Source organism: Rhizobium sp. 9140, assembly GCF_900067135.1.
Classification (GTDB): domain Bacteria; phylum Pseudomonadota; class Alphaproteobacteria; order Rhizobiales; family Rhizobiaceae; genus Ferranicluibacter.
Window position 1 is genome coordinate 2,393,035 of the sequence record NZ_FJUR01000001.1, and the last position, 17,977, is coordinate 2,411,011.

Sequence of the window (17,977 nt, forward strand, 5' to 3'; positions counted from 1 at the left end):
CCGGTCTCAGCGAGCGTTGCGTTTGGCATGCGCGATGATGGCGGATGAGGTCAAAGCCTGCGGATCGACCATGATGGCATCGAACGCGGTTTCCGAGGCGCTGACGCGCGCTTCCACGTAGGCCGCGGCATACAGAATGCCGTTACCCGGCTTGCCGTAACTGCCTGGTCGTTCTGCGGGAATGGGGCCGATGTCCGGCAACGTCACGAAAGCCTCCAGGGCCTCCATGGCGCCCGGCGCGCGCAGGACATGTTGCGTCTCGGCAAGGGCCGTTATCGATGATGCGTTGTCGAGCGAAGGGTTTGCAGACGGCGCCGCCTGATTGCGCGCCGCTTGCGGCACGGGCGCCTTGGCCGGAACTGAAACCGTTCCAAGATCCGAAGATCCGAGGTTCTTCATCTGTCGCGACAGAGGTTCGTTTGAAGCGACCATGACGCCGGACGCGATCTGTCCTTCCGGAGAGATACCAGGCACGCGGCTACCTTTGGCCGCATAGGACGCCATGAGATAGGGCATGTCGTTGCCTTCGAGCGGCGCACGGCCCACATACTGCACCCGTACCTGCGCGCTACCCTTGCGCTTGATGTCCAGGAGATCGGCCGTCTTGGAGGAGACGTCGATGATACGCCCGTACTCGTACGGGCCACGATCGTTTACGCGAACAATGACCGAAGACCCGTTTTCGACATTCGTCACGCGGGCATAGCTGGGAAGGGGAAAAGTCGGATGGGCAGCAGAGAGATGCGCTGTATCGTAAACTTCGCCGTTAGCGGTCAAACGACCGTGGAACGCAGATCCATACCAGGAGGAAACGCCGACCTTGTTGTAGCCGAAGTCTTCCTTCGGCGTGTACCACTTGTCCTTGACCTTGTAGGGCTTGCCGACCTGATAACGCCCGCCGCCCTTCGGAATGTTCTTGCCTTCGGCGACGCGGGGGCTCGCCTTGACGCCATAGACCGACTCCGGAAAATACTCTTTGCTCCGCTTCTTCGGAGCCTCGACCTGCGCCGTGGTTCCGCAGGACGTCAGCGCCAGGCAAATCGCGGGAACGGCCACAAAGCCTGCGCCTCTCGCAAGGAAACGTGCGTATTGTCTGAAAGTCATCTGTCCCACATTGCCGTTTGTCTGACGAAACCGGAACGCCTGAGCCCCTTGCAGGCGCGTCGATCGTACCAAAAAGATACAGTCGTCAAAAATGACAGCAACGTGGCATAAATGCGAACACAGGGTTCGCACACGTCACGGAATTGGTTTTTATGGTTAATGCTTGGTTACGGTCAACCAACCCTGATGGCAGGCGATCTCAGCAGACATATTCGATTACGGTGTAATTCACGCCGACGATCCGGCCCCGCATATCACGTACGAAGGAAGGAATGTACTGCTCCTCCGGCGGAACACAGAGGTCCCCGGTCCGGTCGTTGGCAATGCTCCCCTTTAGCGTCGAATAGTCGAGGTTTGCCACGACGATACCCCCACTCGGGTAAGACGACGGATCGCCAAGCGCGGCAATTGCCGGTTGAGAAACAGCAATACCAACGCCAAAAACTGCGCAAATTAAAGCGTTCCGCATCTTTCGATCTCCGTTACGGCGGGTTATCTGCTTTTGGAACACCTCCAATCTTTCTTTGTTCCAAACCTTAGTGCCAATAGTGTTTGGATGGACCGTGCAGCGGCTCCCCCGCGGCCCATGTCGACAGCTGCCTAAACCCCGAGTTGACGACCCGCCCTCCAACCGCTAATCCAACCAAACCCTCGCAAGGCGAAAAGCCTCAGGAAGAGTGTCCGAGTGGTTTAAGGAACCGGTCTTGAAAACCGGCGTGCGGGAGACCGTACCGTGGGTTCGAATCCCACCTCTTCCGCCAGCGCGGGAAACTTCAATTGTGAAACTGGTTGGATCCAAGAAAAGTACCGAAATCGGATCGAACCTCTTGCGCTTCGTCTAGGATGATTCTAAACGCTGGCCACGGTTCGTTAATTCGACCCGATGAGGCCTCGTGGCGGAGTGGTGACGCAGAGGACTGCAAATCCTTGCACCCCGGTTCAATTCCGGGCGAGGCCTCCAACGCACCTTTCATGCACCTGTAACGGCCTGAAAATGCCTGCAGTTTCTTAGGTGTGGCAATCTGGCCGCTTAAAGCTCCGTTACACGGAAATGCGGTGTGGCGATCCGTTTACTTTCTGCCCTCTCATTGCAAGACCACTCCTGGGCCTAGCTCGATACCAGCGGTGGCTCGGGCTACGCAGTGTTCGCTTGGCGAACAGCAGCATACTCGGCCATCGCTCGCCGTCTTCCACCTGAACACTATGGTCTAGTGTGATCTTCAACGACACGCACGGTGGACGCAGCGTATTTGTTCTGGCAAAAGGGGCTCGGACGCGACTGCCGTTAATTCAAGAACGGGGTCGGGCGACAGATTGACGTCACGTCGTTGCCACGAGATCACGGCGGCCGTCCAGTTTGCATTCTCCGAACGTAGGCGAGCGCTGCCAGTCAGTGGAACGCCGCAGATTTCGAAATGAATGCGCTGCGCAATCTTTACATCTGTTTGGCGTGCAAGATAACGGCCGAACTGCTGCATGAATGATGGTGAGAACGCGCATTCGGAAATTGCAGCACGTTTGAACAGCGCTCGTCTGTTTATCAAACGTCCACAATCCAGTTGAATCCGACAAGAGACTCGGTAATATCCCTTCATCGTCAATCCATTGGCGACATATTAGATTTACGGGGGGAACAATGAAAATCACTACGACAGGCGCGATTATCATCAGCGCCATTTTTATGTCCGGGGCAGCGCAGGCCGAGGATCTTGTGTTCACATTGAAGAACAGCACGACATCCGTTCTCACGCGATTCTACACGTCACCTGTCGGTGTTAGTGATTGGGAGGGAGACGTGTTCGGCGAGCAGGTTCTCAATCCCGGTGAGACAATCGAGCTCACGATTGCAGACGGTAGAGACGTTTGTAACTACGACATGCGTTTCGAATTCGAAGAGGGTTCAGATCTCGCAACGACGGAGGACAAGCAAAATTTATGCGAAATGGGGTCCTACACCATCCACGAATGATGAGCCCGATGTTCGAATAACGCCTTTAATATATCGGAGTAGCTGGCCGACATGCCCGGATATTACAGCGAGCTAGCTGCTCCGACAGTCGTCAACAGGACACTGTTTCCCAGATCGTTGTTTGCATATTTGATCACAAGTATACTGAGGACGGATGCAAGCATCCCGACAAAAATCATTCTCATAATGACGTCCTTATCGCATAAGAATGCGCGTTTCTCGTAAATAGGCTGTAAGCAACACCAAAAAAAGCGAATTGAAATCTCTAACCCGACCGTAATTCGGCAAGGCAGAGATTTGATTGGTTTTTACCTGCCACCGCTTCACCCGGACTAGAAAACCAAGTAGTTTCTGTGTCGGCTACAAACAGTCTTTTGCCAAATCCGGAACTTCGTCTGGGGTTGTGCATACTCACAACATCGCACCTCCCACAAAGCCACCTTCCTAAAGGTCAAAAATGACTGCCCGAAATATTTGCAATATTCCAGACATGCTCGCCTCCGCTGTGTTCACCCGGTAAACGCCGGCCTGTCCATGCAGTTCCATAGACTTTCACGTGCAGATATCGTTAAAGCTGGCAAGCCTCAGAACTGAACGCGTTCCGCCTAATTGTTTACGAACAGGACGACAGGTGGCGCAAATTTCCGGCCGGTTGGTAACTTAATAAATGACGAAGATTTGCTCAGATCTCACACCACGAGATTTCATGAGCCACCAATGACCCCTTCGTCATCCCCTACTGGATGCGGCATCCAGCGACGTCACGTCCGCGCGCTCAAACGTGTCTCCTCATCTCACGGACGTCAGGTAGCCAAGCTCCGGCTCAAGGCCGGACTGACAAGGAGGCTGATGGCTCAACCCTCAAATCTTCCATTTGCAAAATGTGACGGTTACGATTTTGTCTGTTGTCGCCGGGACAGTCATCAACCAGGACCGTGGAAAACCTGAACCTTAACAAGCACGCTGCAAAAGCTCCATATGCAGGAACCTAAGGACAACAAGACTTCGATCAATCCTCCCGATGGCGACGTCCTCGCCTCTTACTGGTAACGGCGAATCAAGCCGACGAGCTTTCCCTGCACCTTCACGCGTTCTGGGCCGAAAATTCGTGTCTCATACGCTGGATTGGCTGCTTCAAGAGCAACAGAGGCGCCCTTGCGGCGGAAACGCTTAAGGGTCGCTTCCTCGTCATCCACGAGGGCAACGACGATCTCACCGGGGCTGGCACTGTTGGCATTCCGGATGATCACGGTGTCACCGTCCAGAATACCCGCTTCGATCATCGAGTCGCCTCGGACTTCCAAAGCGTAGTGCTCGCCATTGCCGATCATAAAGGCGGGAACGGAGATATCGTGCGTATTGTTCTGGATGGCGGAAATCGGGACGCCCGCGGCAATGCGCCCCATCACCGGAACCGACACGCTATTGTCGTTGCCAACCTCAGCCGCTGACTTCAGCGCATTGTCAGGTGCGGAGCTTCCCCTGCTTCCTTGGATCACGCTCGGCGAAAAACCGCGCTTGGGCGGGACTGCCGCCAGATACGCGTCAGGCAGCTTGATGACCTCAAGCGCTCGTGCCCGGTTGGGCAGGCGCCGGATGAATCCGCGCTCTTCAAGGGCCGTGATCAGCCGGTGAATGCCGGACTTGGACGCGAGATCCAGTGCATCCTTCATTTCATCGAATGAGGGGGGAACACCCGATTCCTTCATGCGCTCATGAATGAAAATCAACAGTTCCTGTTGCTTGCGGGTCAGCATAATCAATCGACTCCAGAGTCACGAAACAAAGCAAGAACAGTGTTATATGTTCCTCATGTGTTCTGCAAGTGGCATTGTGGTTAAACCACATCTGGAAGGATCAACAGCGGGCGCTCGTCGTAAGCGTTGCTTTTGAACTCCACGAAAAGAGGAACTGTTGGCGACGCACAACCTCCCTCAGCTTCACAATAGCAACGCCGCCATGAGCTTACCCATGACGGCGCGAAAGAGACATCGAATTTAGGTATCAACCCGCGGCAACCTTGCGCGAATCAGAACGGGATATCGTCATCCAGGTCGCGAGAGAAGCCGCCGCTTGATCCGCCGGTGCTACCCGATCGGGCACCCGAGGACTGGGCGGGGCGATCGTAATCGTCGCCGTAGTTTGCCCCACCGCTTCCGCCACCATATTCCGAGCTGCCACGGCTTCCGCCACCGCCACCGCTGCCTCCACCATCGCGACCGTCAAGCATCGTCAGCGTCGAGTTGAAGCCCTGGAGCACCACTTCCGTGGAGTAACGGTCGTTTCCGTCCTTGTCCTGCCACTTGCGGGTCTGCAGCGCACCCTCCAGATACAGCTTGGCGCCCTTCTTTACATATTGCTCTACGACCTTGCATAGGCCTTCGTTGAAGACCACGACGGTGTGCCACTCCGTTTTCTCGCGCCGCTCACCGGAGTTCCGGTCACGCCAGCTTTCGGATGTCGCGATGCGCAGGTTTGCGATCGGCTTGCCATCCTGTGTCCGCCGAATCTCCGGGTCCGCCCCGACGTTGCCGATGAGGATCACCTTGTTGACGCTACCAGCCATCTTTTTCCCTGTCTCCTAAAAGCGGCTCAACGATCCGCATCGTGTGCCAAGTCTACGCTGTTGAACGCGGCATTTCGCCCTCGGCCAGCAGCAATCCACAACAGTTTACAAATTTGTTCTTTATTTGTTCTATGTCTTGGGTATGATCCTGTCAAGCGAGGCCTTTCCAGGCCGCAGAGGGGATCACAGACTGGGGTTTGTTGTGACAACAGACAGCGGTTCACCGCGACAAAGGAATAGCGGTTTCCCGAAAACACGCCTCGACATATGAAGTAATGATCTTAAGTAAGGGCTTCGTCCCCAAGCAGAGCGTCCGACCATGAGCGAATTCAAGACCATTTCGATCCGCGGTGCGCGGGAGCACAATCTGAAGGGCGTCGATCTCGATCTGCCGCGCAACAAGCTGATCGTGATGACGGGCCTCTCCGGCTCCGGGAAGTCGTCGCTCGCATTCGATACGATCTATGCCGAAGGGCAGCGCCGCTACGTCGAGAGCCTTTCGGCCTATGCCCGACAGTTCCTCGAGATGATGCAGAAGCCGGACGTCGATTTGATCGAAGGCCTGTCGCCGGCGATTTCCATCGAGCAGAAGACGACGTCGAAAAATCCGCGCTCGACGGTGGGAACGGTCACCGAGATTTACGACTACATGCGCCTTTTGTTTGCGCGCGTTGGCGTGCCCTATTCGCCGGCGACAGGTCTGCCGATCGAGAGCCAGACGGTCAGTCAGATGGTCGATCGCGTTCTAGGGATGGAGGAAGGTGCGCGCCTATACATTCTCGCGCCGATGATCCGAGGGCGAAAGGGCGAGTACAAGAAAGAACTCGCGGAGCTCATGAAGAAGGGCTTTCAGCGCGTCAAGGTGGATGGTCAGTTCTACGAGATTGCCGATGTTCCCGCGCTCGACAAGAAGTACAAGCATGACATCGATGTGGTCGTCGACAGATTGGTGGTGCGCGGCGATATCGCGGCAAGACTTGCGGACAGTCTGGAGACCTCACTGCGGCTTGCGGATGGCTTGGCGATTGCGGAATTTGCCGACAAGCCGCTGCCGGAGAAGGAGACATCCGCCGGCGGTTCCGCCAACAAATCGCTGAACGAGACGCATGAGCGCGTGCTGTTCTCGGAAAAGTTTGCCTGCCCCGTTTCCGGCTTCACGATTTCGGAGATCGAGCCCCGACTGTTTTCGTTCAACAATCCCTTCGGCGCCTGCCCGACCTGCGATGGTCTCGGCAGCCAGCAGAAGATCGATGAGGCGCTGATCGTGCCGGAGCATGATCGAACGCTGAAGAACGGTGCGATCGCCCCCTGGGCCAAATCCTCCTCCCCCTATTACAATCAAACTTTGGAAGCGCTCGGCAGGGCGTTTAACTTCAAGTTGAGCAACACTTGGGCTGAACTGTCGGACTCTGCGAAGAAGGCGATCCTGCGCGGCACGGACGACAAGATCGTCTTTCAATATGCGGACGGCGCGCGCTCCTACAACACCACGAAGACGTTCGAAGGCATCGTTCCCAATCTTGAGCGGCGCTGGAAGGAAACCGAGTCGGCCTGGGCGCGTGAGGAAATCGAGCGCTATATGTCGGCGGCCCCCTGCCCCGCCTGCAAGGGCTTCAGGCTGAAGCCCGAAGCGTTGGCGGTCAAGATCGATCGCCTTCATATCGGCGAGGTCACGAACATGTCGATCCGTGTTGCGCGCGACTGGTTCGAGGATCTGCCTGTGCGTCTGACGGACAAGCAGAACGAGATCGCCGTCCGTATCCTGAAAGAGATCCGTGATCGGCTGCGATTCCTGAACGATGTCGGGCTGGATTATCTGAGCTTGTCACGAAATTCCGGGACGCTGTCGGGTGGCGAGAGCCAGCGCATCCGGCTCGCCTCGCAGATCGGTTCCGGCTTGACAGGCGTCCTCTATGTGCTGGACGAACCGTCGATCGGGCTGCATCAGCGCGATAATGCCCGGCTGCTTGATACGCTGCGGCATTTGCGCGATATCGGTAATACCGTCATCGTGGTCGAGCATGACGAGGATGCGATCCTGACGGCGGATTACGTCGTCGATATCGGTCCCGCGGCCGGCATTCATGGCGGACAGGTCGTCGCCTCCGGCACGCCGCAGGAGATCATCGATCATCCGACGTCGTTGACCGGCAAGTATCTCTCGGGCGATCTCTCAGTCTTGGTGCCTCCAGAGCGGCGGAAGCCGAAGAAAAAGAAGGAGCTGACGGTCGTCGGCGCGCGCGGCAACAACCTGAAAAACGTTACCGCGTCTATTCCGCTCGGCGTCTTTACGGCGGTTACCGGCGTTTCCGGCGGCGGCAAGTCCACTTTTCTCATCGAAACGCTCTACAAGGCGGCCGCTCGTCGCGTGATGGGCGCGCGGGAGATCCCGGCCGATCACGACCGTATTGACGGGTTCGAGCATATCGACAAGGTCATCGACATCGACCAGTCGCCGATCGGCCGCACCCCGCGCTCGAACCCCGCCACCTATACCGGCGCGTTCACCCCCATTCGCGACTGGTTTTCCGGCCTGCCGGAGGCGAAGGCCCGCGGTTACCAGCCAGGGCGATTCTCCTTCAATGTGAAGGGCGGGCGTTGCGAGGCGTGCCAGGGCGACGGCGTCATCAAGATCGAAATGCACTTCCTGCCGGACGTTTATGTGACCTGCGATGTCTGCCATGGCAAACGCTATAATCGCGAAACCCTCGATGTTACCTTCAAGGGCAAGTCGATCGCCGACGTGCTGGACATGACCGTGGAGGAAGGCGTCGAGTTCTTTGCGGCGGTCCCGGCCGTGCGCGACAAGCTGGTGACGCTCAACGAGGTTGGACTCGGCTATATTAAGGTCGGGCAGCAGGCCAACACGCTGTCGGGCGGCGAAGCGCAACGCGTGAAACTGGCCAAGGAACTGTCAAAGCGATCGACCGGACGAACGCTGTATATTCTGGATGAGCCGACCACCGGCCTGCATTTCCACGATGTGGCAAAACTGTTGGAATTGCTGCACGAACTCGTCAACCAGGGCAATTCCGTTGTCGTGATCGAGCACAATCTGGAGGTCATCAAAACGGCCGACTGGATCCTCGACTTTGGTCCGGAAGGCGGGGATGGCGGCGGCCAGGTTGTGGCCGAGGGGACGCCGGAGCAGATCGTCCGGGAAAAGCGCTCTCACACCGGCCACTTCCTGAAGGAGTTGCTCGAGCGCCGCCCGGTCCGCAAGGCCATTGCGGCAGAATAGAGCGGGATAGAGCGGGCTGGCCAGGTAACAGTCAGAGGGGATGGGTTGCATGGGTAAGGCGGGTACGATTCGGGTCGGCATCGGCGGTTGGACGTTCGATCCCTGGGAGGGGACCTTCTACCCAGAGGGACTCGCGAAGAAGCGTCAGCTCGAGTTTGCCGGCAAGGCGCTGAAGGTCATCGAAGTGAACGGGACGTATTATGGCTCCCAGAAACCCGAGACATTTGCGAAATGGGCATCGGAAGTTCCCGACGGTTTCGTCTTCACGCTGAAGGCGAGCCGTTATGCCACGAACAAGAAAGTGCTGGCGGAGGCCGGGGAGTCGATCACGCGGTTCCTGAGCCAGGGGCTATCGGAGTTGGGTGCCAAGCTCGGACCGATCCTCTGGCAGTTCATGCCGACGAAGAAATTCGATGCTGTGGATTTCGAGGCGTTTCTAAGCCTGCTGCCGGAAACGCAGGATGGGTTGGCGCTGCGCCATGCCGTGGAGGTTCGCCACAACTCCTTTCAGGTTCCGGAGTTCGTCGAAATGGCCCGCCGGCATAACGTTGCCATCGTCTGTGCGGATCACGCCGAGTATCCGCTGATCGCCGACGTGACGGCCGACTTCGTCTATGCCCGTTTGCAGACCGGTAGCGATGATGTCGAAACCTGCTACGACCAGAAACGCCTGGCAGACTGGGAAACGCGTCTCAATACTTGGAGATCTGGGGGCGTGGCCGACGGGCTTCCCTTGCTGGCTGACCCGCTGCCGAAACAGCCTCGCGACGTCTTCGCCTTTTTCATTCATGAGGGGAAGGTCAATGCCCCGAACGGGGCGATAGCACTTCAGAAGCGGTTCGAATAGCGAAGTTGGAGCCGCGCAGATATTGAGCTACTGGATCATCTGTCACATTATGATGATCTTGCAAAGCACAGATTTCTTAGAGTTATACGGTTTTTGAAATCTAGCTGTCTGCAGGGCTGGTGGTGCAGCATGTTGGACGCGCTAGGCTCGAAGGCATTCGCGGCAACGGCCGGATGGCACGCAGCAGATCTTCGGCGGTCATGCCTTCTCCGGCCTCGTGTCCCGCCGCTCCGTGGCGCCAGACGGCGCTCGTCGCTGCTTCGAAGGGTGGCATGCCCTGCGCGAGATGGGCGCCGACGATTCCCGCGAGCACATCACCGGAGCCGGCTGTCGCAAGCCATGGCGGGGCATTGGCGTTGACAGCGACACGCCCGTTCGGATCCGCAATAACGGTGTCCGAGCCCTTGAGGATCATGATCGCATTGCTCCGCTTGGCCGCCATGGTCGCGCGGTCGATCTTGGAAAGCGCTGTGTCCACAGCGAGGTCCGGAAAGAGCCGGGAAAATTCTCCATCATGCGGCGTCAGGACGAGGCGGACGGGTCCGTAGAATGCAGCGAACAGGGATTGGGGATCATCGCGAAAGGCCGTGATGCCGTCCGCGTCGAGCACCAGCGATCGATCGGATAAGGCTGCGACGTAGCGGCGGGCACGGTCTGGTGCACCAAAGCCGGGGCCGAGCACGAAGGCGTTCAGGCGGGTGTCCTCGACGAGGTCGGAGAGCATGTCGTCCGTATCGACCGGCTTCAGCATGATCGCGGTCAGATGGGCGGCAAGGGTTGGCAAGGCCTCCGTCGGCGCGACCATGGTGACCAGTCCGGCACCGGCGGAAAGCCCGGCGGTCGCGCTCATGCGTGCTGCGCCGCTGCTTGGCGCCGCGCCGGAAAAGACGACGAGATGCCCGCGGCGGTATTTATGAGCGGCAGAATCGAGCACCCTTACGGCCTCGTGCCAGAGCGCGGGCCTGTTCTCGACGAGAGATGCCCGATGCGACGTCACGATGCGGGCGGGAATGCCGATATCGACCACCTCCAGCGCGCCGCACAAGGTCCGGCCCGGCAGCAGGAGATGTCCAGGCTTGCGCGTCATAAACGTCACCGTCTGCGTCGCTCGAAAACTGTCCCCAAGCACCTGCCCGGATCTGCCATCCACGCCTGACGGCAGGTCGATCGCGATGACGGGCAGAGCCAGATCCGTGACCGTCCTCATCAGCGCCGCGACATCGCTGGAAACCGCGCGCGAAAGCCCTGCACCGAACAGACCGTCGATGACGACGTCGCCTGCCGTGGGGACATAAGTGGCGAGCGGTTGGTCGGGAATGGAGACCGCCGCGAATGCGCGGGCAGCATCTCCCGTGAAGCGCGCCGGATCGCCCATGAGGTAGACCGCAACGCACGCGCCGCTGCCGACAAGCGCTGATGCAGCGACCAGCGCATCGCCGCCATTGTTGCCGAATCCGCAGAGGCAGACGAAACGCATCGCTTCGGGATAATGGCGGAGCGCCGAGGCCGCGACGGCATGGCCCGCAGCGCGCATCAGCCCGAAGGAAGAGATGCCGGAGGCGGCAGCATCGCGATCAACCTCCGCCATGCCCGCCGGCGTCAGGATCCAGCCAGCCATATCTGTCTCGACGCCCATCTTGCCATCCTTGTGCAAATACGTGATCCTCGTCTTACAGTGCAGAGGCCAAGGTCAGAAATCAAGCATCTCACGGGAATGCGTATTGACCAATAACTGAGCATCTGCATATATTTGGCGCTCAAATATCATGCTAAAGCTGGCAACATTCCTTCTGCAGTGCATCAAATTGCCGTAAACCGCTCGCATTTCACAAGAAATAGGCATTCTCCTGCAATGATCGATCGGATTGATGAAAACAACGTCCGATCCTCGCATCCTCAGGGCAAATGCGTCGAGATTTTGAAGACATGGCATGCTAAATGCATATGGTGGGGCGAGCGGGGATTCCCCTGTTCCAACGGGAGAAGCGGAGAGACATTTTTTCATGAAAAAGGTCGAAGCGATCATCAAGCCATTCAAGCTGGATGAAGTGAAGGAGGCCCTTCAGGAAGTCGGGCTCCAGGGCATTACGGTGACGGAAGCCAAGGGTTTCGGACGGCAGAAGGGCCATACCGAATTGTACCGCGGCGCGGAATACGTCGTGGATTTTCTGCCAAAGGTGAAGGTCGAGGTTGTTCTCGCGGACGAGAATGCCGATGCGGTCATCGAGGCGATACGCAACGCCGCCCAGACCGGGCGGATCGGCGACGGCAAGATCTTCGTTTCGAATGTGGAAGAGGTCATCCGAATCCGCACGGGCGAAACCGGCGTCGACGCCATCTGATTTCATGCCGCCGCATTCGCGCGGCGGCCCATAACCGTCAGGGAAGGACATCTCCGATATGACGACTGCGAGCGACATCCTCAAGCAGATCAAGGAAAACGACGTCAAGTTCGTTGATCTTCGGTTCACCGATCCCAAGGGCAAGCTTCAGCACGTGACCATGGATGTGTCCTGCGTCGATGAAGATATGTTCGTCGATGGCGTCATGTTCGATGGCTCGTCCATCGGCGGCTGGAAGGCGATCAACGAGTCCGACATGGTGCTGATGCCGGATGCGGCTACGGTGCATATGGACCCGTTCTTCGCACAGTCGACCATGGTGGTGGTCTGCGACATTCTCGACCCGATCTCGGGCGAAGCCTACAATCGCGACCCGCGCGGCACGGCGAAGAAAGCGGAAGCCTATCTAAAGTCCTCCGGCATCGGCGACACCGTCTTCGTCGGACCCGAGCCGGAATTCTTCATCTTCGACGACGTGCGCTACAAGGCCGATCCCTACAACACCGGCTTCAAGCTCGATTCGTCGGAACTGCCGTCGAATGACGACACCGATTACGACACCGGCAATCTCGGCCACCGTCCGCGCGTCAAGGGCGGCTATTTCCCCGTCCCGCCGATCGACAGCTGCCAGGACATGCGCTCGGAAATGCTCACGGTTCTCTCCGAGATGGGCGTAACGGTCGAGAAGCAGCACCACGAAGTGGCGGCCGCCCAGCATGAGCTCGGCGTCAAGTTCGACACGCTGGTGCGCAGCGCCGACCAGATCCAGATTTACAAATATGTCGTGCATCAGGTGGCCAATGCCTATGGCAAAACGGCGACCTTCATGCCGAAGCCGATTTTCGGCGATAACGGCTCGGGCATGCACGTGCACCAGTCGATCTGGAAGGACGGCAAGCCGACCTTTGCGGGCGACGAATATGCAGGCCTTTCGGAAAACTGCCTGTTCTACATCGGCGGCATCATTCGTCACGCCAAGGCGATCAACGCCTTCACCAACCCGACGACCAATTCCTACAAGCGTTTGGTCCCGGGCTATGAGGCGCCGGTTCTGCTGGCCTACTCTGCCCGCAACCGCTCGGCCTCCTGCCGCATTCCGTTCGGCTCGGGCGCCAAGTCCAAGCGCGTGGAAGTTCGCTTCCCCGATCCGCTGGCAAACCCCTATCTGGCGTTTGCCTCCATGCTGATGGCCGGTCTCGATGGTATCCGTAACAAGATCCATCCCGGCAAGGCGATGGACAAGGACCTCTACGACCTGCCAGCCAAGGAACTGAAGAAGATCCCGACGGTTTGCGGTTCGTTGCGCGAAGCGCTCGAAAATCTCGATCGCGACCGCAAGTTTCTGACCGCGGGCGGCGTGTTCGACGACGACCAGATCGATGCCTATATCGAACTGAAGATGGCGGAAGTCATGCGCTACGACATGACGCCGCATCCGGTCGAATTCGACATGTACTATTCGGCCTGAGTGCCGCAAAAAGACGAAAAGGGCCGGCGCCTCAGCGCCGGCCTTTTTTGTTGCCGATGACGCATTATCGGAAAGCGCGCTGCCGCCAGAAAATGCAGTGCCTTTTTCGTGGCATAACGCTGGCGCGCTATCCGCCCGTCCCTTGATCTTCCGCCGTTTCGTCCCACATATTCATGGAAAGGAATACTGTCATGATGAAACAGAGAGATGCAAAGTTCCAGCTCGGACAAGTGGTTCGCCACCGGCTCTTCCCGTTCCGCGGCGTGATCTTCGATGTCGATGCGGAGTACGCGAATACGGAGGAATGGTGGAACGCCATTCCCGCCGAAGTTCGGCCCGATCGCGATCAGCCATTTTATCACCTCCTGGCGGAAAACGACGAGAGCGAGTATGTCGCCTACGTCTCCGAGCAGAACCTGATGTCCGACGAGACGGGAACACCGGTTCGCCACTCTCAGGTCGAGACGTTCTTTGATCCGGAGACCATAGGCCAATACAAGCCGAAGGCCGTCGTTACGCACTGATCAGCCTGCATGTCCTGCATGGATCTGAAAAAGAAAGAGCCCGGATCGCGAGATCCGGGCTCTTTTCTTGGGCAATAACCCTGATCAGTTCTGCTTTGCAGCCTTCTGGGCTTCTTCAAGCTTCTTGCGGGCATCTTCCGCCTTCTTCTGCATTTCTTCCTGCAGCAGGCGCTGGCGCTCCTGAAGCTTCGACTGCTCGATCGGCTCGCCATCGAAAACGCCGGTGAAGCCTTCAAGAGACATCTTGATGGGGTTCGGTGCGCGCTGGAAGTTGATCGACGTGAAGACCACTTCGCTGCCCTTCTTCAGGCTGGCGATGACGGCGTCCGACAGAGGCGCTTCAGCAACGCACTTGTCGGGCATGCAGATGGCATAATCGAGCTTGATCGGCTTGCCACCGTCGATCTGGACCTGGACGCCGGGCGGAAGCAGGCGCGCGGAGGGAACGGAGACCTGAAGGATCTTCCGGTTGACTTTGCCCTGAACGCTGATGAGGCCGGCTGCGGTGATGAGCTGGCCGTTATTGGCGGAAAGCAGGTTCTGCACGATGCAGACGTCGTTATCTTCCTGCTTGGTGCAGACTTTGAACCAGCCCTGCGGCGGGCGCTGGGATGCCTGCTGCGCGAAAGAGGCCGACGGCATTGCAGCGGCCGCCACGGCGCCGGCGAAAGCCGAAATGGCGACTTTCTTGGTAAGTGTGGGCTTGAAGGTCATAACGATATCCGTCTCCTGAATTCATCGTTTCTGCGGCTCGGGTGCAGCGCTCCTTGAAAGAGACGCGCAACATCACGTTCACTACAGGATCGGTTGCGATCGTTCTGCACGGGACCATTTACGATCCTGAGAACCATCCAAGCAATCCGCTCATCCCAATGTCGAGTGCTCGGCCGCCCGCTCCTCTGTTGGTCAATTGAGGCATTTACATGACCCGTCAAGTGGCGGTTCCCTCTCCTACAGCGTCGCGCCTGCCTAATCCAGCAGGCCGACTGAAAATAGCGGCGTCAGGCATGACATTTCGCTGTGGCGATATGATGCGAGCGCCATTTCGCGGACGGCAAGGTTCAAAAAACGGCTCGACATGATAGGGTCGACAGGAATCGTTTCTGGATCCGCTCGAACTCTTGCCGGGCCGTCCGCATCGGAGAACCGTGTGCGCGCATTGTTTCTGGGCCTCGCCCTTTTCACGTCCCTGTCGGCCGCTGGCGCGGCGATCGCCGAGCCCGTTCATGGCATTGCCATGCACGGAACGCCGGCCCTGCCCGCCGACTTCAAGAACTTTCCCTATGTCGATCCGCAGGTGAAGAAGGGCGGCCACATCTCCTATGGCGTCGTGGGCTCCTTCGACAACCTCAATCCCTTCATTCTTAAAAGCATGCGCACGACGGCGCGCGGCATGCTCGATCCGGAATACGGCAACCTCATCTATGATTCGCTCATGACGCGCTCGCGCGACGAGGCGTTCTCGCTCTACGGACTCTTGGCGGAAACGGTAGACTGGGATGAAGACCGGACCTTCATCCAGTTCAATCTCAATCCAAAGGCACGCTGGTCCGACGGCCAGCCGGTAACGCCGGACGATGTCATCTTCACCTTCGAAATCTTCCGCGACAAGGGGCGCGTGCCCTTTGCGTCAAGGCTCGACAAGGTTGCCAAGATGGAAAAGGTCGGCGACCGCAGCGTTCGCTTCACTTTCACTGAGAAGAGCGACCGCGAATTCCCGCTCCTCATCGCCATGACGCCGATTCTGCCGAAGCACGCGACGCCGGTCGAGACCTTCGACCAGACGACGCTGACATTCCCGATCGGATCCGGCCCCTACAAAGTCGCCTCGGTCACGCCGGGCGAACGGATCGTCTACGAGCGCGACCCCAACTACTGGGCAAAGGATCTGCCGTCCAAGATCGGCCAAGACAATTACGACCGCGTTTCCGTCGAGTATTTCCTGCAAGACAACTCGCTGTTCGAAGCCTTCAAGAAGGGCGAGATCGACATCTACCCGGAAGGTAGCCCCAACCGCTGGGCGCGCAGCTACAATTTTCCGGCGGTACAATCCGGCGAGGTCATCAAGGACACGTTTTCGCCGAAGACGCCCTCAGGCATGCTCGGCTTCGTCTTCAACACCCGTCGGGCGATGTTCGACAACCCGAAACTGCGGCAGGGTCTTGCGCTCGTCTTCGATTTCGAGTGGGTCAACAAGAACCTCTACGACGGCGCCTATACGCGCACGCAGAGCTACTGGCAGAATTCCGGCCTCTCCTACCTCGGCCAGCCGGCCGACGACCGCGAATTGGGCCTGCTCGGCGATATCCGCAACCGCATCCTCCCCGGCGTGCTCGATGGAACCTACCGCCTGCCCGTCACCGACGCCTCAGGGCGGGACCGCAACGTCTTGCGCGAAGCGGTGACGCTGCTGCGCGAAGCCGGCTATACGATCCGCGACGGCCAGATGAAGAATGCCGATGGACAGCAGCTCGCGTTCGAGATCATGACCCAGAACGAAGGTCAGGAAAAGATGGCGCTGGCCTACCAGCGCTTCCTGGCGGCGCTCGGCATTCGCGCGGGCGTCCGTACGGTCGATGATTCGCAGTATCAGCAACGCAGCCAGTCCTTCGACTACGACGTCATCATTAAGTCCTTCCCGTCGTCCCTCTCGCCCGGCATCGAGCAGCTTGGCCGCTGGTCGTCGCAATCGCGCGACCGTCAGGGCAGCGACAATTTTTCCGGCGTTGCCGACAAGGATATCGACACGCTGATCAACAACATTCTGCAGGCGCGTTCTCAGGAGGATTTTACCGCCGCCGTTCGCGCCCACGACAGGATGCTCGTCTCCAACTTTTACGCGGTGCCGCTCTATCACGTGGCCTCGCAGTGGGTCGGCCGCCACAAGCGCATCGGTCGGCCGAACACCGTTCCGCTCTACGGCTACAGCCTGCCGACCTGGTGGGATGCCGATGCGCAGACAACAGCCTCACCGGCCGCACAGCCGCCTGCGGTGCCGCAAGGCCAGCAAAGCCAGAAAGGGAAGTAACACCATGGAACACGTCACCATCGACGTCGTCTCAGACGTCGTCTGCCCATGGTGCTATCTCGGCAAGGCGCGGCTGGACAAGGCCATCGCGGCGTTGGCAAACGAGATCCTCGTCACGGTCACCTGGCGCCCATACCAACTCAATCCGGACCTGCCGCCGGAAGGCGTCGATCACAAGACACACCTGGCCGCAAAGCTCGGCGGGGACGCTGCCGTTGCGCGGGCGCACGAAACCCTCAAGGCACTTGGGCACGCCGATGGCGTGGCCTTCGACTTCGACGCCGTGAAGATCTCGCCGAACACACTCGACGCGCACAGGCTGATCCGCTGGGCTCAGGCGGAAGGTGCCGACATACAGGCAAATGTCGTGACGGGCCTGTTTCGTGCCAACTTCGAGGAAGGCCGCAATGTCGGAGACCGGGAGACCCTGATCGACATCGCAGAAGCGGGCGGCCTCGACCGCGCCGTCGTCACCACTCTGCTTGCCTCCAACGCCGACACGGCCGACGTCAAGACGGAAATCGACATGGCACGCGACATGGGCGTCACCGGTGTCCCCTGCTTCATCATCGAGAGCAAGTACGCGGTGATGGGTGCCCAGTCGGTCGAGGTGCTCATCAGCGCCCTGCGCGACATCGCCCAGATGAAGAACCAGGCGAATATCAACTGAGACACATCGCCGTGTCCGCCAACGCACGATGCATGGTCGTCAGGCCTCGTGCTCTGAGCCGGTCACGAATAGCCGATGTGCATGAGGAAAACCGTGCCTCAGGGACACTCGGTTAAAGCCTCTGCACCGGACGCAAAGAACCCGCTCGGCGAACAGAGAAGGCGCGATGGCCGAAAACGGCACCCTTCGAGAGCCGATCAGGCCCGGCGTGACCTGCC

The 17,977-nt window shown here is 58.6% G+C and carries 13 protein-coding genes, 2 tRNA genes and 1 pseudogene; 10 read left to right on the forward strand and 6 right to left on the reverse strand.

Annotation, left to right across the window (positions count from 1 at the left end):
- Positions 1–6: 6 nt before the first annotated feature.
- Together GA0004734_RS11300 and GA0004734_RS11305 are read right to left on the reverse strand one after the other, a co-directional pair.
- Complete coding sequence (locus tag GA0004734_RS11300) at positions 7–1,104, reverse strand: septal ring lytic transglycosylase RlpA family protein (protein WP_092933747.1); 1,098 nt, start codon at positions 1,102–1,104, stop codon at positions 7–9.
- A gap of 199 nt (positions 1,105–1,303) precedes the next feature.
- A complete protein-coding gene (locus GA0004734_RS11305) occupies positions 1,304–1,573 on the reverse strand; it encodes a hypothetical protein (protein WP_092933749.1) in 270 nt (89 codons plus the stop codon).
- Positions 1,574–1,775: 202 nt separating this feature from the next.
- Here GA0004734_RS11305 and GA0004734_RS11310 point away from each other — a divergent pair.
- The 3 genes from GA0004734_RS11310 (at position 1,776) to GA0004734_RS11320 (ending at position 3,073) form a co-directional block, all read left to right on the forward strand.
- Positions 1,776–1,865, forward strand: a tRNA-Ser gene (locus GA0004734_RS11310).
- A 126-nt stretch (positions 1,866–1,991) separates the two neighbouring features.
- Positions 1,992–2,065 (forward strand) — tRNA-Cys (locus GA0004734_RS11315).
- Between the two features lie 675 nt (positions 2,066–2,740).
- A complete protein-coding gene (locus tag GA0004734_RS11320; protein WP_092933750.1) occupies positions 2,741–3,073 on the forward strand; it encodes a hypothetical protein in 333 nt (110 codons plus the stop codon).
- A gap of 1,040 nt (positions 3,074–4,113) precedes the next feature.
- Here GA0004734_RS11320 and lexA read toward each other — a convergent pair.
- Both lexA and GA0004734_RS11330 read right to left on the reverse strand, forming a co-directional pair.
- Complete coding sequence (gene lexA, locus GA0004734_RS11325) at positions 4,114–4,830, reverse strand: transcriptional repressor LexA (protein WP_092933752.1); 717 nt, start codon at positions 4,828–4,830, stop codon at positions 4,114–4,116.
- A 272-nt stretch (positions 4,831–5,102) separates the two neighbouring features.
- Complete coding sequence (locus GA0004734_RS11330; RefSeq protein ID WP_092933754.1) at positions 5,103–5,639, reverse strand: single-stranded DNA-binding protein; 537 nt, start codon at positions 5,637–5,639, stop codon at positions 5,103–5,105.
- Between the two features lie 319 nt (positions 5,640–5,958).
- Here GA0004734_RS11330 and uvrA point away from each other — a divergent pair, with 319 nt between their 5' ends.
- Positions 5,959–8,880 carry an excinuclease ABC subunit UvrA gene (gene uvrA, locus GA0004734_RS11335; RefSeq protein ID WP_092933756.1) on the forward strand — a complete coding sequence of 974 codons (2,922 nt, stop codon included), beginning with the start codon at positions 5,959–5,961 and terminating at the stop codon, positions 8,878–8,880.
- Positions 8,881–8,929: 49 nt separating this feature from the next.
- Complete coding sequence (locus GA0004734_RS11340) at positions 8,930–9,727, forward strand: DUF72 domain-containing protein (RefSeq protein ID WP_092933758.1); 798 nt, start codon at positions 8,930–8,932, stop codon at positions 9,725–9,727.
- 100 nt (positions 9,728–9,827) lie between these two features.
- Here GA0004734_RS11340 and GA0004734_RS11345 read toward each other — a convergent pair whose 3' ends face one another.
- Positions 9,828–11,363, reverse strand: a complete 1,536-nt coding sequence (locus tag GA0004734_RS11345) for an NAD(P)H-hydrate dehydratase (RefSeq protein WP_245292402.1) — start codon at positions 11,361–11,363, stop codon at positions 9,828–9,830.
- Positions 11,364–11,730: 367 nt separating this feature from the next.
- Between GA0004734_RS11345 and GA0004734_RS11350 the strand changes: the two genes are divergently transcribed.
- The 3 genes from GA0004734_RS11350 (at position 11,731) to hspQ (ending at position 14,061) form a co-directional block, all read left to right on the forward strand.
- Positions 11,731–12,069: a P-II family nitrogen regulator gene (locus GA0004734_RS11350; protein WP_092933760.1), complete on the forward strand. Its 339-nt coding sequence runs from the start codon at positions 11,731–11,733 to the stop codon at positions 12,067–12,069.
- Between the two features lie 58 nt (positions 12,070–12,127).
- Positions 12,128–13,537 carry a type I glutamate--ammonia ligase gene (gene glnA / locus GA0004734_RS11355; protein WP_092933762.1) on the forward strand — a complete coding sequence of 470 codons (1,410 nt, stop codon included), beginning with the start codon at positions 12,128–12,130 and terminating at the stop codon, positions 13,535–13,537.
- Between the two features lie 194 nt (positions 13,538–13,731).
- On the forward strand, positions 13,732–14,061 hold the full coding sequence (gene hspQ / locus GA0004734_RS11360; protein WP_092936216.1) for a heat shock protein HspQ: 330 nt from the start codon (positions 13,732–13,734) through the stop codon (positions 14,059–14,061).
- 84 nt (positions 14,062–14,145) lie between these two features.
- Here the strand turns inward: hspQ and GA0004734_RS11365 are convergent, their stop codons facing one another.
- On the reverse strand, positions 14,146–14,775 hold the full coding sequence (locus GA0004734_RS11365; protein ID WP_092933764.1) for an invasion associated locus B family protein: 630 nt from the start codon (positions 14,773–14,775) through the stop codon (positions 14,146–14,148).
- Positions 14,776–15,220: 445 nt separating this feature from the next.
- Here GA0004734_RS11365 and GA0004734_RS11370 point away from each other — a divergent pair.
- Together GA0004734_RS11370 and GA0004734_RS11375 are read left to right on the forward strand one after the other, a co-directional pair.
- A pseudogene (locus tag GA0004734_RS11370) lies at positions 15,221–17,020 on the forward strand (extracellular solute-binding protein); the annotation flags it as partial.
- A 73-nt stretch (positions 17,021–17,093) separates the two neighbouring features.
- Positions 17,094–17,759, forward strand: coding sequence for a DsbA family oxidoreductase (locus GA0004734_RS11375; protein ID WP_092933768.1), 666 nt, complete (start codon positions 17,094–17,096; stop codon positions 17,757–17,759).
- Positions 17,760–17,977: the final 218 nt, after the last annotated feature.

Coding starts and splice junctions, on each gene's coding strand:
- GA0004734_RS11300 (WP_092933747.1), bottom strand. CDS start 1,104: ATGACTTTCAGACAATACGCACGTTTCCTTGCGAGAGGCGCAGGCTTT.
- GA0004734_RS11305 (WP_092933749.1), bottom strand. CDS start 1,573: ATGCGGAACGCTTTAATTTGCGCAGTTTTTGGCGTTGGTATTGCTGTT.
- GA0004734_RS11320 (WP_092933750.1), top strand. CDS start 2,741: ATGAAAATCACTACGACAGGCGCGATTATCATCAGCGCCATTTTTATG.
- lexA (WP_092933752.1), bottom strand. CDS start 4,830: ATGCTGACCCGCAAGCAACAGGAACTGTTGATTTTCATTCATGAGCGC.
- GA0004734_RS11330 (WP_092933754.1), bottom strand. CDS start 5,639: ATGGCTGGTAGCGTCAACAAGGTGATCCTCATCGGCAACGTCGGGGCG.
- uvrA (WP_092933756.1), top strand. CDS start 5,959: ATGAGCGAATTCAAGACCATTTCGATCCGCGGTGCGCGGGAGCACAAT.
- GA0004734_RS11340 (WP_092933758.1), top strand. CDS start 8,930: ATGGGTAAGGCGGGTACGATTCGGGTCGGCATCGGCGGTTGGACGTTC.
- GA0004734_RS11345 (WP_245292402.1), bottom strand. CDS start 11,363: ATGGGCGTCGAGACAGATATGGCTGGCTGGATCCTGACGCCGGCGGGC.
- GA0004734_RS11350 (WP_092933760.1), top strand. CDS start 11,731: ATGAAAAAGGTCGAAGCGATCATCAAGCCATTCAAGCTGGATGAAGTG.
- glnA (WP_092933762.1), top strand. CDS start 12,128: ATGACGACTGCGAGCGACATCCTCAAGCAGATCAAGGAAAACGACGTC.
- hspQ (WP_092936216.1), top strand. CDS start 13,732: ATGAAACAGAGAGATGCAAAGTTCCAGCTCGGACAAGTGGTTCGCCAC.
- GA0004734_RS11365 (WP_092933764.1), bottom strand. CDS start 14,775: ATGACCTTCAAGCCCACACTTACCAAGAAAGTCGCCATTTCGGCTTTC.
- GA0004734_RS11375 (WP_092933768.1), top strand. CDS start 17,094: ATGGAACACGTCACCATCGACGTCGTCTCAGACGTCGTCTGCCCATGG.